General features: G+C 70.1%; 18 protein-coding genes and 1 pseudogene. 8 read left to right on the top strand and 11 right to left on the bottom strand.

From position 1 onward, the window contains the following. Positions 1–8: 8 nt before the first annotated feature. Entirely contained in the window at positions 9–1,130 is a 1,122-nt protein-coding gene (locus ACT535_RS13750) for a cobalt-precorrin-5B (C(1))-methyltransferase (protein ID WP_476364812.1), read from the bottom strand. Between the two features lie 47 nt (positions 1,131–1,177). Between ACT535_RS13750 and ACT535_RS13745 the strand changes: the two genes are divergently transcribed. Beyond that, positions 1,178–2,512, top strand: coding sequence for a cobyrinate a,c-diamide synthase (locus ACT535_RS13745; RefSeq protein ID WP_476364811.1), 1,335 nt, complete (start codon positions 1,178–1,180; stop codon positions 2,510–2,512). Positions 2,513–2,515: 3 nt separating this feature from the next. On the opposite strand, the gene ACT535_RS13740 is transcribed toward ACT535_RS13745, so the two are convergent. Then, on the bottom strand, positions 2,516–3,142 hold the full coding sequence (locus ACT535_RS13740; RefSeq protein WP_476365097.1) for a LysE family translocator: 627 nt from the start codon (positions 3,140–3,142) through the stop codon (positions 2,516–2,518). A 145-nt stretch (positions 3,143–3,287) separates the two neighbouring features. Beyond that, the gene (locus tag ACT535_RS13735) at positions 3,288–3,494 is read right to left on the bottom strand and encodes a hypothetical protein (protein WP_168458915.1); all 207 of its coding nucleotides are present in this window, start codon (positions 3,492–3,494) and stop codon (positions 3,288–3,290) included. Positions 3,495–3,693: 199 nt separating this feature from the next. Between ACT535_RS13735 and ACT535_RS13730 the strand changes: the two genes are divergently transcribed. After that, positions 3,694–3,915 carry a hypothetical protein gene (locus ACT535_RS13730; protein ID WP_168458914.1) on the top strand — a complete coding sequence of 74 codons (222 nt, stop codon included), beginning with the start codon at positions 3,694–3,696 and terminating at the stop codon, positions 3,913–3,915. Positions 3,916–4,069: 154 nt separating this feature from the next. Continuing rightward, a complete protein-coding gene (locus tag ACT535_RS13725; protein ID WP_476327917.1) occupies positions 4,070–5,548 on the top strand; it encodes an NAD-dependent succinate-semialdehyde dehydrogenase in 1,479 nt (492 codons plus the stop codon). Positions 5,549–5,747: 199 nt separating this feature from the next. On the opposite strand, the gene ACT535_RS13720 is transcribed toward ACT535_RS13725, so the two are convergent. From ACT535_RS13720 to ACT535_RS13705, 4 genes are all read right to left on the bottom strand, one after another. After that, positions 5,748–6,200, bottom strand: coding sequence for a carboxymuconolactone decarboxylase family protein (locus tag ACT535_RS13720; RefSeq protein WP_476364810.1), 453 nt, complete (start codon positions 6,198–6,200; stop codon positions 5,748–5,750). Between the two features lie 16 nt (positions 6,201–6,216). Beyond that, on the bottom strand, positions 6,217–6,978 hold the full coding sequence (locus ACT535_RS13715; protein ID WP_476364809.1) for an ABC transporter permease: 762 nt from the start codon (positions 6,976–6,978) through the stop codon (positions 6,217–6,219). Next, positions 6,975–7,931 carry an ABC transporter ATP-binding protein gene (locus ACT535_RS13710; protein ID WP_168458912.1) on the bottom strand — a complete coding sequence of 319 codons (957 nt, stop codon included), beginning with the start codon at positions 7,929–7,931 and terminating at the stop codon, positions 6,975–6,977. The genes ACT535_RS13715 and ACT535_RS13710 overlap by 4 nt, the downstream gene beginning before the upstream one ends. A 99-nt stretch (positions 7,932–8,030) precedes the next feature. Beyond that, positions 8,031–9,068, bottom strand: coding sequence for a Tim44 domain-containing protein (locus tag ACT535_RS13705; RefSeq protein ID WP_476364808.1), 1,038 nt, complete (start codon positions 9,066–9,068; stop codon positions 8,031–8,033). 258 nt (positions 9,069–9,326) lie between these two features. On the opposite strand from ACT535_RS13705, the gene ACT535_RS13700 reads away from it, so the two are divergent. Beyond that, complete coding sequence (locus ACT535_RS13700) at positions 9,327–10,433, top strand: hypothetical protein (RefSeq protein WP_476364807.1); 1,107 nt, start codon at positions 9,327–9,329, stop codon at positions 10,431–10,433. 285 nt (positions 10,434–10,718) lie between these two features. Beyond that, positions 10,719–12,662 carry a diguanylate cyclase domain-containing protein gene (locus ACT535_RS13695; RefSeq protein WP_476364806.1) on the top strand — a complete coding sequence of 648 codons (1,944 nt, stop codon included), beginning with the start codon at positions 10,719–10,721 and terminating at the stop codon, positions 12,660–12,662. 17 nt (positions 12,663–12,679) lie between these two features. On the opposite strand, the gene ACT535_RS13690 is transcribed toward ACT535_RS13695, so the two are convergent. Beyond that, positions 12,680–14,470: an acyl-CoA dehydrogenase gene (locus ACT535_RS13690; RefSeq protein ID WP_476364805.1), complete on the bottom strand. Its 1,791-nt coding sequence runs from the start codon at positions 14,468–14,470 to the stop codon at positions 12,680–12,682. 155 nt (positions 14,471–14,625) lie between these two features. On the opposite strand from ACT535_RS13690, the gene ACT535_RS13685 reads away from it, so the two are divergent. The 3 genes from ACT535_RS13685 to ACT535_RS13675 all read left to right on the top strand — a co-directional run bounded on the left by ACT535_RS13685 (position 14,626) and on the right by ACT535_RS13675 (position 17,185). Then, entirely contained in the window at positions 14,626–15,645 is a 1,020-nt protein-coding gene (locus ACT535_RS13685; protein ID WP_476364804.1) for an L-threonylcarbamoyladenylate synthase, read from the top strand. Further along, on the top strand, positions 15,642–16,094 hold the full coding sequence (locus ACT535_RS13680; RefSeq protein ID WP_168458907.1) for a GNAT family acetyltransferase: 453 nt from the start codon (positions 15,642–15,644) through the stop codon (positions 16,092–16,094). The genes ACT535_RS13685 and ACT535_RS13680 overlap by 4 nt, the downstream gene beginning before the upstream one ends. Before the next feature lie 161 nt (positions 16,095–16,255). Then, complete coding sequence (locus tag ACT535_RS13675; RefSeq protein WP_168458906.1) at positions 16,256–17,185, top strand: histone deacetylase family protein; 930 nt, start codon at positions 16,256–16,258, stop codon at positions 17,183–17,185. 78 nt (positions 17,186–17,263) lie between these two features. Here ACT535_RS13675 and sciP read toward each other — a convergent pair whose 3' ends face one another. The 3 genes and pseudogenes from sciP to uca form a co-directional block, all read right to left on the bottom strand. Further along, on the bottom strand, positions 17,264–17,539 hold the full coding sequence (gene sciP, locus ACT535_RS13670) for a CtrA inhibitor SciP (RefSeq protein ID WP_012113328.1): 276 nt from the start codon (positions 17,537–17,539) through the stop codon (positions 17,264–17,266). Between the two features lie 784 nt (positions 17,540–18,323). Further along, positions 18,324–18,719: pseudogene (locus tag ACT535_RS13665) on the bottom strand (allophanate hydrolase-related protein); the annotation flags it as partial. Positions 18,720–18,781: 62 nt separating this feature from the next. Then, positions 18,782–22,324, bottom strand: a complete 3,543-nt coding sequence (gene uca, locus ACT535_RS13660) for an urea carboxylase (RefSeq protein ID WP_476364803.1) — start codon at positions 22,322–22,324, stop codon at positions 18,782–18,784. Between the last annotated feature and the right edge of the window lies 1 nt (position 22,325).

Genomic DNA, 22,325 nt, shown 5'->3' with positions numbered 1-22,325 from the left:
TCCGCCGCTCAGCGTTGCGCGGGAGACAGCGGCGCGCGGCCCACAAGGGTGCCGTCGCGGTCGAAGACGGTGATTTCCAGCAGCACATCCGCCCGGTCGAGGGCGCGGGCGGCGGTGGCCCAGGCGGCGCGGGCGACGCAATCACCGAGCGGGACGCCGGCTGCACCCGCGATCTGGAAGGCCTCCGCCACCATGTTCGCCCCGGCGATGCGGGCACAGAGATCGGCATCCGCGCCGGCCTCGGCGGCGAGGCGGGCGAGGGCGGGAAGATCAGCGCTGCCGCGCTTGGAGTGCAGATCGAGGAAGCCCTGCGCGAGCTTCGTCATCTTGGCGACGCCGCCGGCCACCGTCACCTTGGGCACCGGGTGCGTGTGCAGATATTTCAGCATGCCGCCGACGAAATCGCCCATGTCGATGAGGGCCACCTCGTCGAGCCCATGCAGCTTCGCCACCGCCGCCTCGGAGGCGGAGCCGGTGGCGCCGGCCACATGGTCGAGCCCCATGGCGCGGGCCACATCGATGCCGCGATGGATGGAGTGGATCCACGCGGCGCAGGAATAGGGCACGACGATGCCCGTGGTGCCGAGCACCGACAGGCCGCCGACGATGCCGAGGCGCGGGTTGAGCGTCTTCAGCGCCAGCGCGGCGCCATCCTCGATGGAAATCTCCACCTCCGCATCGGCCGCGACGCCATAAGCGGCGGCCACCTCTGCGATGCCGGCGGCGATCATGCGGCGGGGCACGGGATTGATGGCCGGTTCGCCGGGCGGAATAGGCAGGCCCGGCCGCGTCACCGTGCCGACGCCTTCGCCGGCCTTGAAGGTGACGCCCGCGCCCGCCGCGCCGCGCCGCACGGTGGCGCGGACGAGGGCGCCGTGGGTCACGTCCGGATCGTCGCCGGCATCCTTCACGATGCCGGCGGTGGCGCTATCGGCGTCGCGCGCGTGCATGGCGAGGGCGAAGGCCGGGCGGGCGCCGGAGGGCAGCTCCACCTCTACCGGATCGGGAAAGGCGCCCGTGACCAGCGCCGCAAACGCCGCCTTGGCCGCGCCGGCCGCGCAGGTGCCGGTGGTCCAGCCGCGCTTCAGCGGCCTGTCGGGTGCGTCGTCGGCGGTGTCGCCCGTGCTCATGGGGTTGGTGATAGCGGGCTCGGTGCCGGCAAGGAAGGGTGCGCGTCATGAGGGATACGCCCCGCGGCCTCCTCGTCGCCGCCCCGCGCTCGGGCTCGGGCAAGACAACGGTGACGCTGGCGCTCCTCGCGGCGCTGCGCCGCCGGGGGAGGGCGGTGCGGGCCATCAAGTCCGGGCCGGACTATATCGACCCCGCCTTCCACGCCGCCGCCACCGGCCAGCCGGGGCTGAACCTCGACAGCTGGGCCATGCCCCCGGCGCTGCTGGACCATCTCGCCGGGCTGGCGGGGGAGGGGGCCGAAATCGTCATCGGCGAGGGGGCCATGGGCCTGTTCGACGGGGTGGCAGTAGAGAAGGGCCGCACGGGCGCGGGGGCGGATGTGGCGGCCCGGCTCGGCCTGCCGGTGCTGCTGGTGCTGGATGTTTCCGGGCAATCGCAGACGGCGGCGGCGGTGCTGCGCGGCTTCATCGGGCATGATCCGGCCGTGCGCATCGCCGGGGTGGTGCTGAACAAATTGGGCAGCGAGCGGCACGAGCGGATGATCCGGGAAGCGGTCGCGCCGCTGGGCGTGCCGGTGCTCGGCACGGTGCCGCGTGCGGCCGACATCGTGCTGCCCGAGCGCCATCTCGGCCTCGTGCAGGCGGGCGAGACCGACGATCTGCCGGCCCGCCTCGCCGCGCTGGCTGATCTTGCCGAGGCCCATCTCGACCTCGATGGCATCATCGCCGCCGCCGCGCCGCTTCAGGCCGGGGCGGGGGAGGGGCAAGGGGACAGCAAGGCGCTGCTGCCGCCTCCGGGCCAGCGGATCGCGCTGGCGCGGGATGCCGCCTTTGGCTTCGTCTATGCCCACATGCTCGCCGGCTGGCGCGGGCAGGGGGCGGAGATCGTGCCCTTCTCGCCCCTGGCCGACGAGGCGCCGGATGCCTCCTGCGACGCGCTCTGGCTGCCCGGCGGCTATCCCGAGCTGCAAGCCGGTCGGCTCGCGGCGGCGGAGCGCTTCCGCGCCGGGGTCCATGCCTTCGCGGCGGCAGGCAAGCCGGTGCATGGGGAGTGCGGGGGCTATATGGCGCTGGGCGCCGGGCTGGTGGACGCCGAGGGCGCGCGCCATGCCATGCTCGGCCTGCTGGCGCTGGAAACAAGCTTCGCGAAGCGCCGCATGAATCTCGGCTACAGGCAGGCGCGCCTCCTCGCCCCCTCGCCTCTGGGGCCGGAGGGCGCCTTGGTGCGCGGCCACGAATTTCATTACGCGACCGTGCTCGATCGCGGGTCCGACCAGCCGCTGGCCGATCTCTCGGATGCCGAAGGCCGCCCGCTCGGGCCGGCGGGCAGCCGCCGGGGCAGCGTCACCGGCAGCTTCTTTCACGCCATCGCGCGGGGGTGAGGCTCAGGAATTGCCCGTGCGCACCGCGACCGTGGCGATGCCCGCCCCGATGAGTAGCGAGCCGCCCGCCTTGTTGATGGCGCCGATGACGCGCGGGCTGCGCACCGCCCGGCGGGCGCGGGAGGCGGCGAGCGCGTAGCCGAGCGCGTTCAGGAAGGCGAGGGTCAGGAAGGTCGCCTGGAACACCAGCAATTGCGGCAGGAAGTCCGCCCTGGGGTCGAGGAACTGGGGCAGGAAGGCCACGAAGAAGGTGATGCTCTTGGGGTTCAGCGCCGTCACCAGCCAGGCATGGGCCATCATCTTCACGGGCGCGGAGCGTTCCGTGCGTGGCGCCGCATCCAGCGTCCCGCCCGCGCGCCACAGCTTGAGGCCGAGATAGACGAGATAGGCCGCGCCTGCCCATTTCACTGCGAGAAACAGGCTCGCCGAAGCGGACAAGAGCGCGCCCACGCCGAGCATGGAGAGGGTCATGGCCGTGAAATCGCCGAGCGCGACGCCCACCGCCATGGGCAGGGCCGTCCGCCAGCCCTGCCCGAGGGCGTAGGACACCACCAGCAGCACGGTGGGGCCGGGGATGACGAGGAGCACGGCCGACGCCGCGGCGAAGGCTGCCCACGTTTCCAATGCCATATCAAGGCTCATGGCCCGCTCCCTTCCGCTGCGACAGAGGCGCAAGGATGGACGGTGCGCAAGGCGACGGTCAACCGTCGCCTCCGCAGCCCGAAGCAGGCCCCAGCCGGGCTCGGTGCTTATGGCCTTGCGGGGTCCGGAGCCCTCACGCCCCCTTGGCGGTCAGCGCCAGGATGCGCTTGGCGACGAGCACCGCGAACGGGATGGCCACGACCGCGCCGGCACCGGCGGCGATGGGGATGAGGCGCATGTCCTGCCCGGCAAGAGAGGGAAGGGCCAGGACGGCCAGAATCGCGGCACCCGCGAACACGGTCGCGAGCATGAGCCAGACGAGAATCGCGATCTTGAGCATGACAAAGCTCCCGCGGGCAGACGCTCAAGTTCTAGCGCCTTCCCCAGCGGCGCCTTTGACGCCGATCAACAGAAGATGGCCGGTGAATATCGCATGCGTTCAGAGCATGACCGGATTGGCCGAAGCAGCGTTATAGTCTCCAGAGGCGCGCCGGTCCGCCGGGCCGCAAGCACGCCCGGTTCCCCACGGGAGGGACGCGATGCAGTGCCAGAACAAGGAAGACGATTTCCGCCAGGCCGTGCTCGACATCGTCGGCCACAAGGAAGGCCAGGCCATCATCATCCAGGTGGTGGGCGGCAACACCATCACCGGCTTTGCCCCCCTGAGCGTCGGCAAGGACTATCTGCGCTGCCAGGTGGCGGCGGGAATCGGGCAGAAGGAGCAGATCGTGCCCTTCCACTCCATCACTTGCGTGCGTTGAATTTTTGCGTGCGCTGAGTCCCCTGCGTGCGCTGATACCTCGGCACTGGCCCGGACACGGCTGATCGTATATCCCACGGGCGCCGCCGCGCCCGTCACGAGCGCGCGCCCTTCGGCATGCCACGGCCGGAGGCAAGAGATCCAAGGAGCACGCCATGGCCGCCACCCAGCCCGCCTTCACCTCCGAGCCCCACCGCTTCACCCTGCTGCGCGACAAGATGCTGATCGGCGGGGCGTGGGTGGATGCCGACGGCGGCGAAACCATCGAGGTCAACAATCCGGCCACCGGCGAAATCATCGGCACCATCCCGAAGGCCGGCGCCGCCGAGACGCGCCGCGCCATCGAGGCCGCCGCCGAGGCCTTCAAGACCTGGCGCGCCACCACCGCCGCCGAGCGCGCGGCCAAGCTGCACAAGCTCGCCGACCTGATCCTCGCCAATGCCGACGAGCTGGCGCTCATCCTCACCACCGAGCAGGGCAAGCCGCTGGCGGAGGCCAAGGGCGAGGTGGGCGGTTCCGCCGCCTATGTGCGCTGGTTCGCCGAGGAGGCCCGCCGCCTCTATGGCGACGTGATCCCCTCGCCGTGGCCCAACCGCCGCATCCTCGTGACCAAGGAGCCGGTGGGCGTGTGCGCGGCGGTGACGCCGTGGAATTTCCCCTCCTCCATGCTCTCGCGCAAGATCGGCGCGGCGCTGGCGGCCGGCTGCACCGTGGTATGCAAGCCCTCGGAGCTGACCCCCTATTCGGGCCTCGCCTGGGGCGTGCTGGCGGAGATGGCGGGCATCCCGGCCGGCGTCGTCAACATCGTGGTGGGCGACGCCCCGGCCATCGGCGGCGAGATGACCTCCAACCCGGCGGTCAAAAAGGTGACGTTCACCGGCTCGACCCCCGTGGGCAAGCTGCTGATGAAGCAGTCCGCCGACACCATGAAGAAGATATCGCTGGAGCTGGGCGGCAACGCGCCCTTCCTCGTGTTTGACGATGCGGACCTCGACCTCGCCGTGGAGCAGGCCATCGCCTCCAAGTATCGCAACGTGGGCCAGACCTGCGTCTGCGCCAACCGCTTCTATGTGCAGGCCGGTATCTATGACGCCTTCGCCGCGAAGTTCGCGGAGGCGTCCAAGAAGCTGAAGGTGGGCAACGGCGTGGACGCGGGCGTGGTCGCCGGCCCTCTGATCGACGAACGGGCGCTGGCCAAGGTGGAGCGGCTGCTGAAGGACGCGCTGGACAAGGGCGCCACCGTGCTCACCGGCGGCAAGCAGCCGGCGCTGGGCGGTACCTTCTTCGAGCCCACCGTGCTCGCCAATGCCACGCAGGACATGGCCTTCGCCCGCGACGAGATTTTCGGCCCGCTGGCGCCGCTGTTCAAGTTCGAGACGGAGGAAGAGGCGGTCTCCTATGCCAACGCCACCGAATACGGCCTCGCCTGCTACTTCTTCACCAAGGACCTCGGCCGCGCCTTCCGCGTCTCCGAGCAGCTGCAGTATGGGCAGGTGGGCGTGAATGCCGGCGTCATCACCACCGAGGTGGCGCCCTTCGGCGGCGTGAAGGAGAGCGGCGTCGGCCGCGAGGGCTCCAAGTACGGCTGCGACGACTACCTGAACATCAAGTACGTCTGCATGGGCGGGGTGTGAGGGGGGCGTTTCAGCACCAGCGCTCGCAACTCTAACAAGCCTCATGCCCGGCCTCGTGCCGGGCATCCACGTCGGGCCGATTGAAACGGCCATCGCGAATGTGTTCCCGGCCACACCACGTGGATGGCCGGGACAAGCCCGGACATGACGGAAGTGGGGTATCGACCGGGGCTCTGTCAGCCCTGGCAGATTCTTCCCCTCACGCCTCGAAATTGAAGGCGATGCCGATCCGGTTCCAGGCGTTGATGGTGGCGACCGCGACGGTGAGGAACAGGGCTTCGTCGGCGGAGAATTCCTCCAGCACCGCCTCCCAGGCGTCCTGCGAGGCCGCGCCGGTGCCGAGCAGCGTCAGCTCCTCGGCCCAGGCCAGGGCCGCCTTTTCCCGCGCGGAGAAGGCGGAGGCCTCCTCCCAGGCTGCGAGCAGGTCCAGCTTCTCCTGCGCGACGCCGGCCTTGCGGGCGACGCCGAGATGGAACTTCAGGCAGAAGGCGCAGCCGTTGATCTGCGAGGCGCGCACCTTCACCAGTTCGGTCAGCCCCTTGTCGAGGCCCGTGGCGTCCACGCCCTTGGTGAGGGCGGCAAGGCCGGCATAGATGTCCGGCGCGCGCTCGGTGAACGCCTTGTAGGTGGGGCGGGCGAAATCTTCGGACATGGGAACCTCTTGGGGATCAGCTCTTGAGCCGGTAGCCGGTGCGGAACATCCAGCGCACGATGAGGAGGCAGGCGATGAGGAAGGCGAGCGTCATGGCCGCGCTCACCTCCACCCGCACGTCCGACGTGCCGAAGAAGCTCCAGCGGAAGCCGGCGACCAGATAGACGACCGGGTTGAACAGGGTGATGGTGCGCCACACCGGCGGCAGCATCTCCAGCGAATAGAAGGTGCCGCCGAGGAACGTCAAAGGCGTGATGACCAGCATGGGGATGAGCTGCAGCCGCTCGAACCCGTCCGCCCAGATGCCGATGATGAAGCCGAAGAGCGAGAAGGTGACGGCGGTGAGCACCAGGAAGGTGAGCATCCAGAACGGGTGCCGCACCTCTATGGGCACGAACAGCGCGGCCGTGGCCAGGATGATGAGGCCGAGCAGTACCGATTTCGTCGCCGCCGCGCCCACATAGCCCGCGACGATCTCGAATGGCGAGACCGGGGCCGACAGCAGCTCGTAGATGGTGCCGGTGAAGCGCGGGAAATAGATGGCGAAGGCCGCGTTGCTGATGGATTGGGTCAGCAGCGTCAGCATCATCAGGCCGGGCACGATGAAGGCGCCGTAGGGCACGCCCCCCACCTCCGACATGCGCGAGCCGATGGCCGAGCCGAACACGACGAAATAGAGCGAGGTGGACAGCACGGGCGAGACGATGCTCTGGCCGATGGTGCGGCGCGTGCGGTTCATCTCGTAGGTGTAGATGGCGCGGATGGCTTGCAGGTTCACGAGCGCCTCACCAGGCTGACGAAGATGTCCTCGAGCGAGCTTTGCTCCGTGTGCAGGTCGCGGAAGGCGATGCCCTCGGCAGCCAGCGCTTCCAGAAGGTCGGCGATGCCGTGGTCGCGATCCTCGGTGCCCTCGACGCTGGCCGCATAGCTGTAGGTCAGGCAGGCGCCGCCATCGGACAGCGTGAGGTTGAACGGAGCAAGGCGCTCCGGGATCGTGGCCAGTGGCGCGGCTAATTCCACGGATAGCTTCTTCTTGCCGAGCGTCTTCATCAGCGCGGCTTTCTCCTCCACGAGGATCAGCTCGCCGCGATTGATGACGCCCACCCGGTCGGCCATCTCCTCTGCCTCTTCCAGATAGTGCGTCGTGAGGATGATGGTGACGCCGGAATCGCGCAGCTCGCGCACGAGGCGCCACATGTCGCGGCGCAATTCCACGTCCACGCCGGCGGAGGGCTCGTCGAGGAACAGCACCTCCGGCTCGTGGGCCAGCGCCTTGGCGATAAGCACGCGCCGCTTCATGCCGCCCGAGAGGGTCATGATGCGGGAATCGCGCTTCTCCCAGAGCGAAAGGCTGCGAATGACCTTCTCTACATAGGCGGGGTCCGGCTTCTTGCCGAACAGGCCGCGGGAGAAGCTCACCGTCGCCCACACGCTCTCGAAGGCCTCGGCGGTCAGCTCCTGCGGCACGAGGCCGATGCGCGAGCGGGTCTCGCGATACTGGGAGACGATGTCGAAGCCCGACACGGTGACCGTGCCGGCGGTGGGCTTCACCAGGCCGCAGACGATGGAGATGAGGGTGGTCTTGCCCGCCCCGTTGGGGCCGAGAAGGGCGAAGATCTCGCCCCGCCGGATATCCAGCGAGACATTGTTGAGGGCCGTGTGGCCGGTGGCGTAGGTCTTGCTGAGCCCTGAGACGCTGATGACGTCTGAGACGGGGATGGCGTTCGGCATGGGCGCCTTATAGCGCGTTCCGCCCGGGCGGGGACCCGGGCGGATGTAAATTCTAAATTCACGGGGACGTCCGAAACGGCTCCGGAGAAACGGCTCGGCTCAGGTCTCCTGAATGGCGCTGAGCAGCCACGGGCCGGCGCCGAAGGGACCGCGCTCGCGCACGAAGGTCCAGATCTCCGTGGTCTCGCCGACGCCGGGATTGCCGGAGACGACGCGGCCGGTGGCGCGGTCCACCATCTGGTCCTTGATGGCGTAGCGCATGGCCACGGTCGCGTAGTCGCGCATGCCCTCGCGCCAGGCCTCGGCCACGTCGCCCTGCAGCAGCTTCACGTCGGAGACCTGATTGCGCTGGCCCTTCTCCGCATTGGCGCGCAACTCGTCGCCCAGGAAGCCGAACATCTCGGGCGTGGTGTTGGCCTTCAGCTCGCCCTGATCCTCGCGAGAGAAGGCGGTCTGGATGGTGGAGAGCAGGCGCTCGAACGTGTCGAGGTCGGCGGGGAGCACGCCGATCTCGTCGGTCTTGCCGCCACGGGCCGGAGGTGCGGCGGACGGCTGGGGCGGCACCGAAGCGCCGGCCATCCCGCCGCCCATTCCACCGCCCAATCCGCCACCCATGCCGTAGCCGGGCATCGGGCCATTGTTCATCGGACCACCGGGCGTGGGGCCGCCCGCCATGGAGCGGCCGTAGCCGGCGGCGGCGGGGGTGGGGTTCCGGCCGCGCAGCAGGCGCATCACCAGGAAGATCACACCGGCGATGAGGGCCACCTGCAGCAGCAGCCCCAGAAGGCCGGCCATGCCGCCGAGGCCGCCGCCGAACAGCATGCCCACGAGGCCGCCGATGAGCAGGCCGCGCATCAGCGCGCCGCCGAAGCCGTTGCCGAACATGGAGGGACGCGCCGCCGTCTGCGGCCGGGCGCCCGGATTGGTCGCCTGCGGGCCGGGCTGCGGCGTAGTGGAGCGCTGGATGGGCGCGGCGGTGCTCGGTGCGGTCTGGGTCGGCGCCGGGGTCGTGTAGGTCCGGGTGCCGCGGCTGCCGAAGGAGCCGCCCTGACGGGCATCCGCCTGATCGGCGACGACGAGGCTCAGGGCCAGCGCGACCGCCACCGCCGCAATCCCGGAAACCTTGCGCGAACCCATCCAAGAACCCTTGCTGTTGCTGGACATCTGACCTCGATCCTCCCGCGCGGCGACTTCCGCACCGCTGCGTTTCCCGACGGAGATAGGGAGCCGCGCGGGGATTTGCGAGGGGTGGCGGCGAGAGAATTTCCCTTACGTCATATCGGCCGTCCTGCCGACCGCGACGATGCTGCCGCGGCGTGAGGTCGTGCTTTCCCGCCGGTGGATCGCACTGCTAAGGTCCGCCCGCCCCCGGACGACCGAGTTGCGGAGATCGTGATGCCTGCCTTGGAGATGCGTGCCTTGGAGATGCGTGCCTCGGAGATGCGTACCTCGGAGATGCCTGCCTGCGAATCGCGCGTCTCGCGCCCCGGCGCCCGTCACAGCCTCGCCGCCGCGCTCTTCGCCATTCCCCTGCTGGCCGTTCCCCTGCTGGCCGGCGCCGTCCTCGCCGCGCGTCCCGCGACGGCGGAGCCGCTGGGCGTCACCGTGCGCAACGAGAGCGTCAACGCCACCTGCGCCGAGACCGACAACGTGACGCTGAAGCTGGTGTCGGACAAGGTGCAGAAGTTCAACATCAGCGTCCGGCACCCGGCCTATCTCGGCATGCTGCTGGTGGACAATACCGATCCGGATTGGGAAACCTGCGACATGTCCGGCGACCCCATCGTGCCGGCCGATCCCAAGGCGCCGCAGCCGCCCACCGCCGCGCCGAAGCGCATCACCATCTTCGAGACGCCGGACATGTGGGTCACCGGCTTCGTCTTCCCCACCTTCTGGCGGGCCGCGACCGTGCCGGTGCGCATCGGCGGGGACGTCACGCAGGGCCTGCACATGATTCAGCTCTGGGTGCGCGCGGAAGGCAAGGCCGAGGAGGTGCTGGTGATCTATCCGCCGGACGGCTACATGCGCGCCCGCCCCATGTCGCCGGCGCACATGCGCGATACCGCCTATGGCTCGTCCTTCCTCGTCGGCCCGGTGGAGCAGGCGGAACGCCCCATCGTGCGGCTCAAGGAGGTGGATTTCGCCCCGCAGACCCGCACCTTCACCCTCCATTTCGCCGCCGGCGGCAAGGCGCGGATGCAGGTGGTCAAGGCCGGCTCCGACGAGGTGCGCCTGGAGGTGCAGCTCGACGGCACCCCGCCCGGCACCTTCGCCGCCTTGCGCTCCATGTATGTGACGGAGGGGAATGCCGATGTGGCCCGCGTCAGCTGGCGCAGCCTCGGCAGCGGCAAGAACGGGGCCGGCGGCACCATGGGCGAGGCGCCGGTGCTGTCCTTCGCCGACGCGCAGAACGTCTCCATGCTGTGGGCGGGCCGCCTCGTGCCCTCGCGTCACAACACCAGCGCGCCGGATTTCATCTTCGACGGCTTTGCGGGGCGCTGAATCTACCTTATGGTACCGTGGTTTGTCGCAATTTGCGATTCATGCGAAAACCATAACGCGCGATGCAACTTGAATGGCATGGCGGCTCACGCGTAAGTCGCGTCCGTGGCGAGGATGGGAGGGATCTTCCGCCGCGGTTCAGCGCGCCGGTCCCGGCAGGGAGCGGCCGGCCCTCATGCAGGTGAGATGCGCCCGCACACGATGCAGCCCGCGGGGCCGCCGACGGTGATGCCGCCGGTCCCCGGGGCCCAACAGGACAGCCCCGCCGGACCGGACGTCGCGTCCGTGCCGCAGGAGATCGCTGTGCCGCCGGCGGCGACCACGCCGCGCGGTTCCGCCGCCTCCGTCCTGGCCGATCTCCTCCTGTTCGCCCTGTTCTATGGCGGCGTCGTCATCGCCTTTACCGAGATGGGGCGGCGCCTTGGCGTCTATCCGGCGATCTGGCCCACCAATGCGCTGGCGGTGGGCGTCTATTTCCTCATGTTCCGGGATGCGGTGGGGCGGCTGTCCGCCGTCGTCGCCCTCGTCTCCGTCGTTGTCCAGCTGGCGGCGCTGGGACAGGACATCGGCTCGGCGCTGGCCGCCGGCTGCGCCAACGGGCTGACCTTCGCGCTGGTGGGCTGGGGCTGCGTGCGCGCCGGCATGGAGCGGGGCGCGCTGCGTAGCGTGCCCATGGTGGTCAGCCTCGGCGTGGTCGCGGTGGCGGGCACCCTTCCGGGCGCGCTCATCACCGCCTTCGTCCAGTTCATCGAGAACAACGGCACGTTCGTGCCGCTGCTGCTGCGCTGGTGGATCCCGGAAATGGCGAGCGTGGTGCTGCTGCTGCCGCCCTTCCTGCTGTGGCACGGACGCAAGGAAGACCTCACCACGCGCGGCACCGAGGGCGTGCGCCCGAAATTCTCCCGCGAGGAGGAACTGGGCTTCGCCAGCCTTGCGCTCGCCACGACGCTGGCGGCCAGCGCCTATTATGGCGAGCCGTTGCTGCGCGACCTCGGCGGCGCCATCCTGTTGTGGTTCGCCTTCCGCCTCGGCCTGTTCGCCACGGCGGTTGCCTCGTGCGTCTATGCGCTGGTGGTGCTGGGGCTGGGGATGGCCCAGGCGTGGCCGCAGCAATCGTGGGGGCAGGATTCTCCCGATCTCGTCGCCGCCATGCTGCGCCTGCAGGCGCGCCTCGTGCTGGCGATGATGCCAGCGCTGCTCATCGCCGCCATCATGGCCCAGCGCAGCCGGCAGCAGCGCGAGGTGCAGGAAGACCGCCGCCGCCTCGCCTACGCGCTGGAAGGCGCCAACGACGGCATCTGGGACTGGCACCTGCCGTCCGACGCGGTGTTCTTCAGCACCCGCGCCCACCGGATGCTCGGCCTTGAGCCCGACGATGCCCGGAAGAGGCTCTCCGATTACGGCCAGATGATCCACCCCGAGGATCTTCCCGCCGTCGCCAAGTCGCTGAAGGATCACGCGGAAGGACGGCACCTGCTGTTCCAGGCGGAAATGCGGGCCCGGCACCGCAACGGCAGCTGGCTGTGGGTGCTCGTGCGCGGCAAGATCGTCGAGCGCGATCCGGTGGGGCGGCCGACCCGGGCGGTGGGCACTGTCACCGACATCTCCCAGCGCAAGCATCTGGAAGCCGCGCTGGAGCACGCCGCCTCCCACGACCCGCTCACCGGCCTCTCCAACCGCGCCGGCTTCGACCGGGCGCTGGAGCAGGCGCGCCGCCGCCTCGTGCGCGACGGCGCGCTGTTCGCGGTGGTGCTCATCGACATCGATTATTTCAAGTCGGTCAACGACCAGCACGGCCACATGGCCGGCGATCTGCTGCTGACCACCGCAGCGCGGCGGCTGCAGTCGGCGATCCGTGCCGGCGACCTCGTGGCGCGCTATGGCGGCGACGAGTTCGCCATCATCGCCGCCGGCAAGAGCCGGGACGAGTTCGCCGCCATGGCCGAGCGCCTGCACCGGCACCTGTCGCGGCCGGTGGAGGTGGAGGGGCTGGTGCTGCCGTCCTCCTTCTCCCTCGGCATGGCGGTGGCAGACGACCGGACGCTGGATGCCGCCGCCCTCATCGCCGAGGCCGACACGGCCCTTTATGCGGCCAAGGATGCCGGCCGCGGCACCTGGCGCGCGGTGGGCATCGCCGCCCGCACCGCGGAGGAAGCCGCCCACGAGACCCCGCGCCGCGCGAGGTCCCCCCACTCCGGCCTGCGCGTCGACCGCCGCCCGCCGCAATAGCGAGCGGCGTCCCGCGCTCAGCCGATCGCCATCACCGCCTCGGCGTCCAGCACGCCGCCGGCGCCGCCGGTCACGACCTCCTCCAGCCCCTTCGCCTCCACCGCGAGGTTTTCCGCGAAGAAGCGGGCCACGGCGATGCGGGCGGCAAGGCGCGGGTCCGTCGCTCCGCCCGTCCGCTCCGCGTAGGCGGCAAGCGCCGTGCGGGCGAGGAAGGCGCCGCCGGCCGCGCGGGCGTAGAGGCGCAGATAGGGCGTGGCGGCTGCGAGCGCCTTGGCCGGCTCGTCCGCCACCCGGTCCAGCATCACCCGCGTCGCCCGGGCGAGGGCGTCCACCGCCTCGGCGAGGCGCAGGCCGGCATGGCCGAAGTCCGGCGCGTTGAGGGCGGAGACCTCCTCCGCCGTCTCGCGATAGTCGGCGATGAGCGCGTTCACCACGTCGCCGTCTTCCTGCGTGAGCTTGCGGGTGACGAGATCGATGGCCTGGATGCCGTTGGTTCCCTCGTAGATGGCGAAGATGCGGGCATCGCGCAGGTGCTGGGCCGCGCCCGTCTCCTCCACATAGCCCATGCCGCCATGCACCTGGATGCCCAGCGACGACACCTCGATGCCGGCGTCGGTGGAGAAGGCCTTGGCCACCGGGGTGAGCAGGCTCGCCTCCGCGAGGGCCGCCGCGCGGGCGATGGGATCGGGCAGGAGGCGCGAGCGGTCCAGCGCGTCGGCGGTCTTCAGGCACAGCGCGCGGGCGGCGTCGGTCTCGGCGCGCATGGTGAGCAGCATGCGCTTGACGTCCGGGTGGGCGATGATGGGGGCGGACCCCTCCACCCCCGGCGCCTTGCCCTGCTTGCGGTCCCGCGCATAGGCGAAGGCGCGCTGGGTGGCGCGCTCGGCCACCGCCACGCCCTGCACGCCCACCGCGAGGCGGGCGTTGTTCATCATGGTGAACATGCAGGCGAGGCCGCGATTTTCCTCGCCCACGAGGTAGCCGACGGCGCCCTCGCCCTTCTCGCCGAACGCCATGGTGCAGGTGGGCGAGCCGTGGAGGCCCAGCTTGTGCTCGATGCCGGCGCAGACCACGTCGTTGCGCGCGCCGAGGCTGCCGTCCTCGTTGACGAGGAACTTCGGCACCACGAACAGGGAGATGCCCTTGGTGCCGGCGGGCGCGTCCGGCAGGCGGGCGAGCACGAGGTGGACGATATTCTCGGCGATGTCGTGCTCGCCGTAGGTGATGAAGATCTTGGTGCCGAAGATGCGATAGGTGCCGTCGGCCTGCTTCACCGCCTTGGCGCGCAGGGCGGCGAGGTCCGAGCCCGCCTGCGGCTCGGTGAGGTTCATGGTGCCGGTCCAGGTGCCGGCCACCATCTTGGGCAGGAAGGTGTGCTGGAGCGTGGCCGAGCCGTGGGCGGTCAGCGCCTCGACGGCGCCGAGCGTCAGCACCCCGCAGATGCCGAAGGCCGGGGAGGCGGAGTTCCAGAATTCGGTGAGCGCGGAGGTGACCGAGGTGGGCAGGTTCTGGCCGCCGAACTCCTCCTCCGCCGCGACGCCGCTCCAGCCGGCCTCGCTCCAGGCCTCATAGGCGGCGCGCATGCCCTCCGGCGTCGTCACGGCACCATCCTTCACGGTGCAGCCCTGCTTGTCGGCCACGCGATCGAAGGGGGCGACGACGGAGGCGGCGAACTTGCCGGCTTCCTCCAGCACGGGGTCCACCACGTCGAAGGAGAGATCGACGAGGCCCTGGGCCATCAGCTCGGGGAGTGAGGTGGAGGTCTTGAGGAAATAGGAGATCTCTTCCACCGGCGCGCGATAGCTCACGGAACCCTCCCTTAAGGTTTGGGGGCGCCGGCTTGACCGCTCCCGACGGGCACGCTCTAAGCACGGCGATTGCCGGTCTCCCACATCGCGGCGCCGGCCGCTGACGTCAAGAGGCGCGCCCTGACCCTTTGGTCGGGGGGCGCGGGTTCCAAGCCATGGCCGTGACCGCTCCCGATCGCCCCACGAGGCTCCTCGACGCCCATGCTCCGGGCGCGGTGGATGAGGCCGCGCGGCTTCTGGCGGCGGGCGGGCTGGTGGCCTTCCCGACCGAGACGGTCTACGGCCTCGGCGCCGATGCCGCGAACCCGGATGCGGTGGCCGCCCTCTATGCCGCCAAGGGGCGCCCGGCCTTCAACCCGCTCATCGCCCATACCGCCGATGCCGAAGCCGCCCGCCGCCTCGGCGCCTTCAACGCGGACGCGGCGCTTCTGGCCCAGCGCTTCTGGCCGGGGCCGCTGACGCTCATCGTGCCCTTCACCGGCGGCGACGGCGTGTGCGACCTCGCCCGCGCGGGGCTCGACACGGTGGGCCTGCGGGTGCCGTCCGATCCCCATGCCCGGGCGCTGCTCGCGGCGTTCGGCGGGGCGGTGGTGGCGCCCAGCGCTAACCGCTCGGGCCATGTCTCGCCCACCGAGGCCGGCCATGTGATGGACGACCTCTCCGGCCGCATCGATGCGGTGCTGGACGGCGGGCCGACGCCGGTGGGGGTGGAATCGACCATTGTGGATTGCACCGGCGCCGATCCCGTGCTGCTGCGCCCCGGCGGGCTCGCGCGGGAGGAGATCGAGGCGGCGCTGGGCCGGCCTTTGCTGCTCCCCGTCTCGGAGAGCGACGCCGCGCCCTTGGCGCCCGGCCGCCTCGCCTCCCATTACGCGCCGCGCGCCGCGCTGCGGCTCGATGCCCACGCGGTCGCATCCGGAGAGGCGCTGCTGACCTTCGCCGGCGCCCGCCCGCCGGGCAGCGAAGGGGCGGCGACCGTCCTCGACCTCAGCCCCTCAGGAAGCCTCACCGAGGCGGCCGCCCGGCTCTATGGCGCCCTGCGCGCCCTCGATGCGGCGGGCGTTCCCGCCATCGCCGTCGTTCCCCTGCCGCGGGAAGGGCTCGGCGAAGCCATCGCCGACCGCCTCGCCCGCGCCGCCGCACCCCGACCCTCCCAGAGCGAGTTGCCGCAATGACCACCCAGACGCTCGATGTCGACGGCCTCACCATCGCCATCGGCCACGCCTCCGACGCCGACACCGAGGCGCTGGCCGCGCTGTGGGAGCGGGCGGGCCTGACCCGGCCGTGGAACGATCCCCATGCGGACATCGCCCTCGCCCGGCGCGGGCCGCATTCCACCATCCTGGTGGCGCGGGAGGGCGGGAGGATCGCCGGTTCGGCCATGGTGGGTCACGACGGGCACCGGGGCTGGGTCTATTACCTCGCGGTGGAGCCGGACCTGCAGGGCCGGGGCCTCGGCCGGGCGCTGCTGCGCGCGGTGGAGGACTGGCTGCGCGCCCGCGCCATCCCCAAGCTCATGCTGCTCGTGCGCCCGGACAACGAGAAGGTGCGCGGCTTCTATGCCGCCGAGGGCTATGTGGAAGAGCCGCGCATCGTCTTTTCCCGCCGCCTCGACGGGAATTGAAGGCAGGTGTTTTTGAGGCTGCCGCACCCAAAGGGATGAGGCCATTGGGGCCTTCGGCGGCAATAGTCTTGATCCGGCGCAACATCCTCCCGGTGCTGCTGGAATATGGTATGGCACAATAAAGAACGTAAAGATTGCGCCAAGGGAGGGCGTTCCTGTCCATGTCCACGCTGCTCGTCACCCATCCCGCCGGTCTCAGCCACGCGACGCCCGCCGGTCATCCCGAGCGCGCCGACCGGCTCCGCGTGCTGGATCGCATCTTCGAGCAGGAGAAGTTCTCCCACCTCGTGCGCGATCTCGCGCCGCGCGGCGAGCGGGAGGACATCATCCGGGTGCATCCGGCGGACTTCGTGGACGCCATGGGCGAGGCCGTGCCGCAGGACGGGCTGGTGCGCATCGATTCCGACACCATCCTCTCGCCGGGCAGCTGGGAAGCGGCCCTGCGCGCCGTGGGCGGCGCCTGCTTCGCGGTGGACGAGGTGATGGAGGGCAAGGTCTCCAACGCCTTCGTCGCCATGCGCCCGCCGGGCCACCATTGCGAGACGCGCAAGCCCATGGGCTTCTGCCTGATGAACCAGGTGGCCATCGCCGCCCGGCACGCGCAGGCGAAATACGGCCTTCAGCGCGTCGCCATCGTGGATTTCGACGTCCACCACGGCAACGGCACGCAGGAGATCTTCTGGGCCGACGACAGCGTGCTCTACTGCTCCACCCACGAGATGCCGCTCTATCCCGGCACCGGGGCGCAGGGCGAGACGGGCGCGGTGAACACCATCGTCAACGCCCCGCTGCGCTCGGGCGACGACGGCGCGGTGTTCAAGGAGGCGATGGAGACGCGCATCCTGCCGCGCATCACCTCGTTCGCGCCGGACTTGATCCTGATCTCGGCCGGCTTCGACGCGCACGTGCGCGATCCGCTCGCCTCGCTGCGCCTCGTGGACACGGATTTCGGCTGGATCACCCGCCGGCTGATGGAGATCGCCGACCAGAAGTGCGAGGGCCGCGTGGTCTCGCTGCTCGAAGGCGGCTACGACCTCGAAGGCCTCGCCACCTCCGCCGCCGCCCACGTCACCGCGCTGATGCACGGCTGACGCCGGGGCGTCCCAGTTGCGGGGCGCATGACAAAGGCCCGGGAGGCTTGCTCACGGGCCTTTGGTCAAAGCCGAAAACTACTGCCGATAGTGCTGGATGCGCGTGGTGCGCAGGCCGGGCAGGCCGTGGCGGTCGATGGAGGCCTGCCACGAGAGGAATTCATCCACGGTGAGGGTGTAGCGCTTGCAGGCCTCCTCCAGGGAGAGAAGCCCGCCGCGCACGGCTGCCACCACCTCCGCCTTGCGGCGGATGACCCAGCGCCGCGTATCGGGCGGCGGCAGGTCGGCGATGGTCAGCGGTCCCCCGTCCGGCCCGATCACATATTTGACCCTCGGACGATAGGCATCCGTCATGTCTACGCACCTGTTACTCAAACCAACTTCGATGAAGATGGCAGGTGCCGATGAAGACTTTGCTAAAGCACGGAAATAAAAGGATTTTTACTTGTCTTAATGGGGGCTGAACAGGTTCTTCCCGAAGCGTAAACACGCGGCCACGCTTTCGCAATTTGCGAAGCGGGCACGTTTTCCGGTCAGCATGTTGAAAAGAAAGGCGGCTTGGGCGGTGCCGTGGTGCTGCGCGGGCGCGCGGAGCGGCCGGGGATTCAGCACTTGTTCAGCTCTATTAATGGATCACGAAGTAATGATTGGCGGTGGGCGAGGCGCCGTGTGCGCTGCAATATGCGTTTTGTGGGCCTGGCCTGTGCCGGGCGGGTTCGGGGCATCGCCATTCTTCCACCGCCGTCATGCCCGGGCTTGTGCCGGAAGTCGGCTGTTGCCGACTTCCGCTCCCGAGAACGGAACCCGCGAACACGCGGGTTCCGGGCATCCACGTCGGGCCGATGGGACGGTGGGCGGAGGCTGATTCCCGGCCGATCCACGTGGATGGCCGGGACAAGCCCGGCCATGACGGTGGTTGGGGGCGGTCGGTTCCCCGGACCAGCGACGGCGACAGTCGGAGCGCCGAGCCGGGGGCCAGCGCAAGAGTTCCCGCGCAGCGGGCAAAACCTGGGAGCGTTGGGATCGGGAAGCGCCTGCGGCGGACTATTGCGCTGGGCCCCGGCTCGCATTCCGCTGGCGCTGCATGCGTCCGGGGCGCGAGGGCGGTGAGGGCCGCCCCCCCCCCCGGTCCTCAGGCCTAGGCCACGCCCCTGCCGCCCGTCACATAGGCGCGCCAGCCGCCGAGCGCGGTGATCTCCTCCGCCTCTTCCACCGCATGGGCCTCGCAGAGAAAGCCGGGCACTTCCGAGCCGTCCTCCAGCCTGAGCTTGCCGACCCCCAGCGGCGCGGGGATGGCGGCGACGAAGCGGCCGAAGGCGGCGGGCTCCAGCGCCCACACCTCCACCTCCAGCCCCGGCCCGGAAAAGCCCGGGGCGCGCACCACGCCGGGCTTGCGGGGCGTGGTGTCGGGCAGCACGAAGAGGCGATAATCGGGCGCGGTGCGGCAGCTCTTCACCAGCACGCCGCCGGCGCCGGTCAATTCGCCGTTGAGGGGCATGCCCGAGAGATGCGCGCCCACCACGGCGATGGGCACGGCATCCGGCGGGAGCGAGGCGCGAGGGCCGCTGAGCGGGGTCTCGTTGGTCATCTTGGTCCTCACACGGTTTCGAGCACGGCCACCACATCGCCCGAGCGGACGGTGCGGCCCGGGGCGGCGCGGATCTCGCGGACGCGGCCGGCGGCGTGGGCGGTGATGGAAATCTCCATCTTCATGCTCTCGATGATGGCGATGGTGTCGCCTGCGGCGACCACCGCTTCCTCCTCCACCAGCACCTTCCAGACATTGCCCGGCACGTTGGCGGAAACGCCGAAGCAGCCGTCCGGCATTTCGCCCTCGCCGAGCATCCCGGCGCCGTCCTCGACGACGAAGCTATCCAGCCCCTCCGCCTTCCACCGCGCGCGCTCGGCCTCGAAGGCCGCCTGCTGGCGGGCCTTGCCGGCGGCGATGGCGCCGGCATTGGCGGCAAGGTTCGCGGCATAGTCCGCGTAGGAGAAGCGGCTCTCCTCGATGCGCACGGGATAGGCGCCGTGGGGAAACGCCTCGCGCGCCTCCATCAGTTCCTGGTGCGAGACCGGGAAGAAGCGGATCTCATCGAAGAAGCGCAGCAGCCACGGGTTGTCTTTGAAGGCAGGCGTGCGGCGCCACGTGTTCCACATCTGGATGGTGCGGCCGAACAGCTGGTAGCCGCCCGGCCCCTCCATGCCATAGATGCACATATAGGCGCCGCCGATGCCCACCGCGTTCTCCGGCGTCCAGGTGCGGGCCGGGTTGTATTTGGTGGTCACGAGCCGGTGGCGCGGATCGATGGGGGTCGCCACGGGCGCGCCGAGATAGACATCGCCCAGCCCCAGCACCTGATAGCTGGCGCCGAAGATGATGTCCTTCACCGCCTGCTCGTCTTCGAGCCCGTTGATGCGGCGGATGAACTCGATGTTGTCCGGGCACCAGGGCGCATTGGCCCGCACCAGCTCCTGATACTTGCGCATGGCGAGCTGCGCCTGCGGGTCGTTCCAGGAGAGGGGCAGGTGGACGATGCGGCTCGGCACCACCACGTCCTCCGCCGCCGGCAGGCCTTTCTCAATCTCCGCGAGGGCATCGAGCAGCCTGGTGCGCGGCAGGCTCGCGCCGTCATAATGAATCTGGAGCGAGCGGATGCCAGGGGTGAGGTCGATGAGGCCGGGGAGCTTCGCCTGTTGCACCGCCTCGGCCATGAGGTGCGCGCGCAGGCGCAGCGCCACGTCGAGGTGCATGTCGCCGAACTCGACGAGGAGGTTGTCGTCGCCCTGCCGGCGGTAGACGACGCGCACCGGCCCGTCCTCATGGATGGCGAGGATGGGGGAGGAGGTCTCCTCCGGCGCGCCGACGATGGCGGGGCCGGCGATGGGGTCCTCCGGCCGGGGCAGGGGGGTGAAGCGCACGCGGTCGCCGGGCTTCAGTTGGCCCATCTTCCACTGCTCGTCTCGGGCGATCACCGCCGGGCAGACGAAGCCGCCCAGCGAGGGGCCGTCCGGACCGAGGATGATGGGCATGTCGCCGGTGAAATCGATGGCGCCGATGGCATAGGCGTTGTCGTGCAGATTGGAGGGGTGGAGCCCCGCCTCCCCGCCGTCCGTGCGCGCCCAGCGGGGCGTCGGCCCCATCAGGCGGACGCCGGTGCGGGCGCTGTTGAAATGCACCTCGTAGGTGGCGGAGAAGAGGTCGGCGATGTCTTCCGGCTGGAAGAAATCGGGCGCGCCGTGGGGGCCGTAGAGCACGCCGATCTCCCAGTCGCGGGTGAGCGGGGCGGGGGCGGACACCGTGGCGGCCGGCGTGGTCGGACGCGCGGATGCGGGGGCGAGGTGCAGCGCATCCCCCGCCTTCAGCGTGCCGGTGGCATGGCCGCCGAACTGGCCGAGGGCGAAAGTCGCCCGCGAGCCCAGCACTTCCGGCGCCTGGAAGGCCCCGGCCACCGCGAGATAAGCCCGCTGGCCGGCCCCCTCGATGGTGCCGATGGCGAGCATCTGCCCGGCCTTCACCGGGATGGCGGCATCATGCGGCACCACGGCGCCGTCGAGCTTCGCCGGCATATGGGCGCCGGAGATCGCCACCATTGCATCGTCATGGAAGCGCAAGGTGGGGCCGTTGACGGTCATTTCCAGCGCGCACGCCACTTCCGCATTGCCCACGAGGGCATTGGCGCGGCGGAAGGAGTGCTCATCCATGGGGCCGGACGGCGGCACGCCCACGTGCCACAGATTGAGCCGCCCCGGCAGTTCCTGAAGGCTCGATTGCGCGCCGGGCACGACGACTTCCACGCTGGAGGGCCGGAAGGCGAAATCCTTCAGCGCGGTGGTCGCCACCTTGCCGGAGGCGAGGAGGTCGGACGCGGCGATGGCTGAGAGATACTGAAGGTTCGTCTCGATGCCGCGGATGGAAGTCTCGGCGAGCGCCTTCTGCAAGGCGGCGATGGCGCCCGGCCGGTCGTCCGCCTTGACGATCACCTTGGCGAGCATGGGATCGTAATAGGGCGTCACCTCCGTGCCGGTCTCGATCCAGCCGTCGATGCGCGCCCACGCGGGGAATTTCACTTCCGTCAGCAGGCCGGCGGAGGGCTGGAAATTGGCGTGGGGGATTTCCGCATAGACGCGCACCTCCATGGCCGCGCCCTTCGGCGTGAGCGGGCCGGCGGAGCCGATGGGGTCTTCCCCCGCCGCCTGGCGGATCATCCATTCCACGAGATCGATGCCGAACACCGCCTCGGTGACGGGATGCTCCACTTGCAGGCGGGTGTTCACCTCCAGGAAGTAGAATTCCTGCCGCGCCGGGTCGTAGATGAACTCCACCGTCCCGGCGCTCTCGTATTTCACGCTCTCGCCGAGCTGGACGGCGGCGGCGTGGAGGCGGGCGCGCACGGCGTCGGAGAGGAGGGGGGCGGGGGTCTCCTCCACCACCTTCTGGTTCCGCCGCTGGAGCGAGCAATCGCGCTCGCCCAGTGCCACGACCTTGCCCTTGCCGTCGCCGAAGATCTGCACCTCCACATGGCGCGCCTCCGACACGAAGCGCTCCAGATAGACGCGGGCATCGCCGAAGGAGGCGCGGGCCGTGCGCTGGACGCGCTCGAACACGTCGCGCAATTCGTCGGGCGTATGGCAGAGCTGCATGCCGATGCCGCCGCCGCCGGCGGTGGATTTCAGCATCACCGGATAGGTGATGGCCTCCGCCGCCTTGAGCGCCTCCTCGGCGCTGTCGAGAAGGTCGGTGCCCGGCAGCAGCGGCACGCCGCTCGCCTTCGCCAGCTCGCGCGCGGTGTGCTTGAGGCCGAAGGCTTCCAGATGCTCCGGCTTCGGGCCGATGAAGGCGATGCCTTCCTCCGCGAGGCGACGCGCGAAGCGCACGTTCTCGGACAGGAAGCCGTAGCCGGGATGCACCGCCTGAGCCCCCGTCGCCTTGCAGGCGGCGATGACGGCATCGACGTTGAGATAGCTTTCGGCCGCCGGCGCCGGGCCGAGGCGCACCGCCTCGTCCGCCTCCAGCACGCCGCGGGTGAAGCGGTCGGCATCCGAATGCACGGCCACGGACTGGATGCCCATGGCCCGCGCGGTACGGATGACCCGCCGCGCGATCTCGCCGCGATTGGCGATGAGGATTTTCGAGAACATC

This window comes from Xanthobacter sp. DMC12 (genome assembly GCF_056314105.1).
Note: the sequence above shows the minus strand (reverse complement) of the source record. Positions and strands in the feature narration are given on the sequence as shown.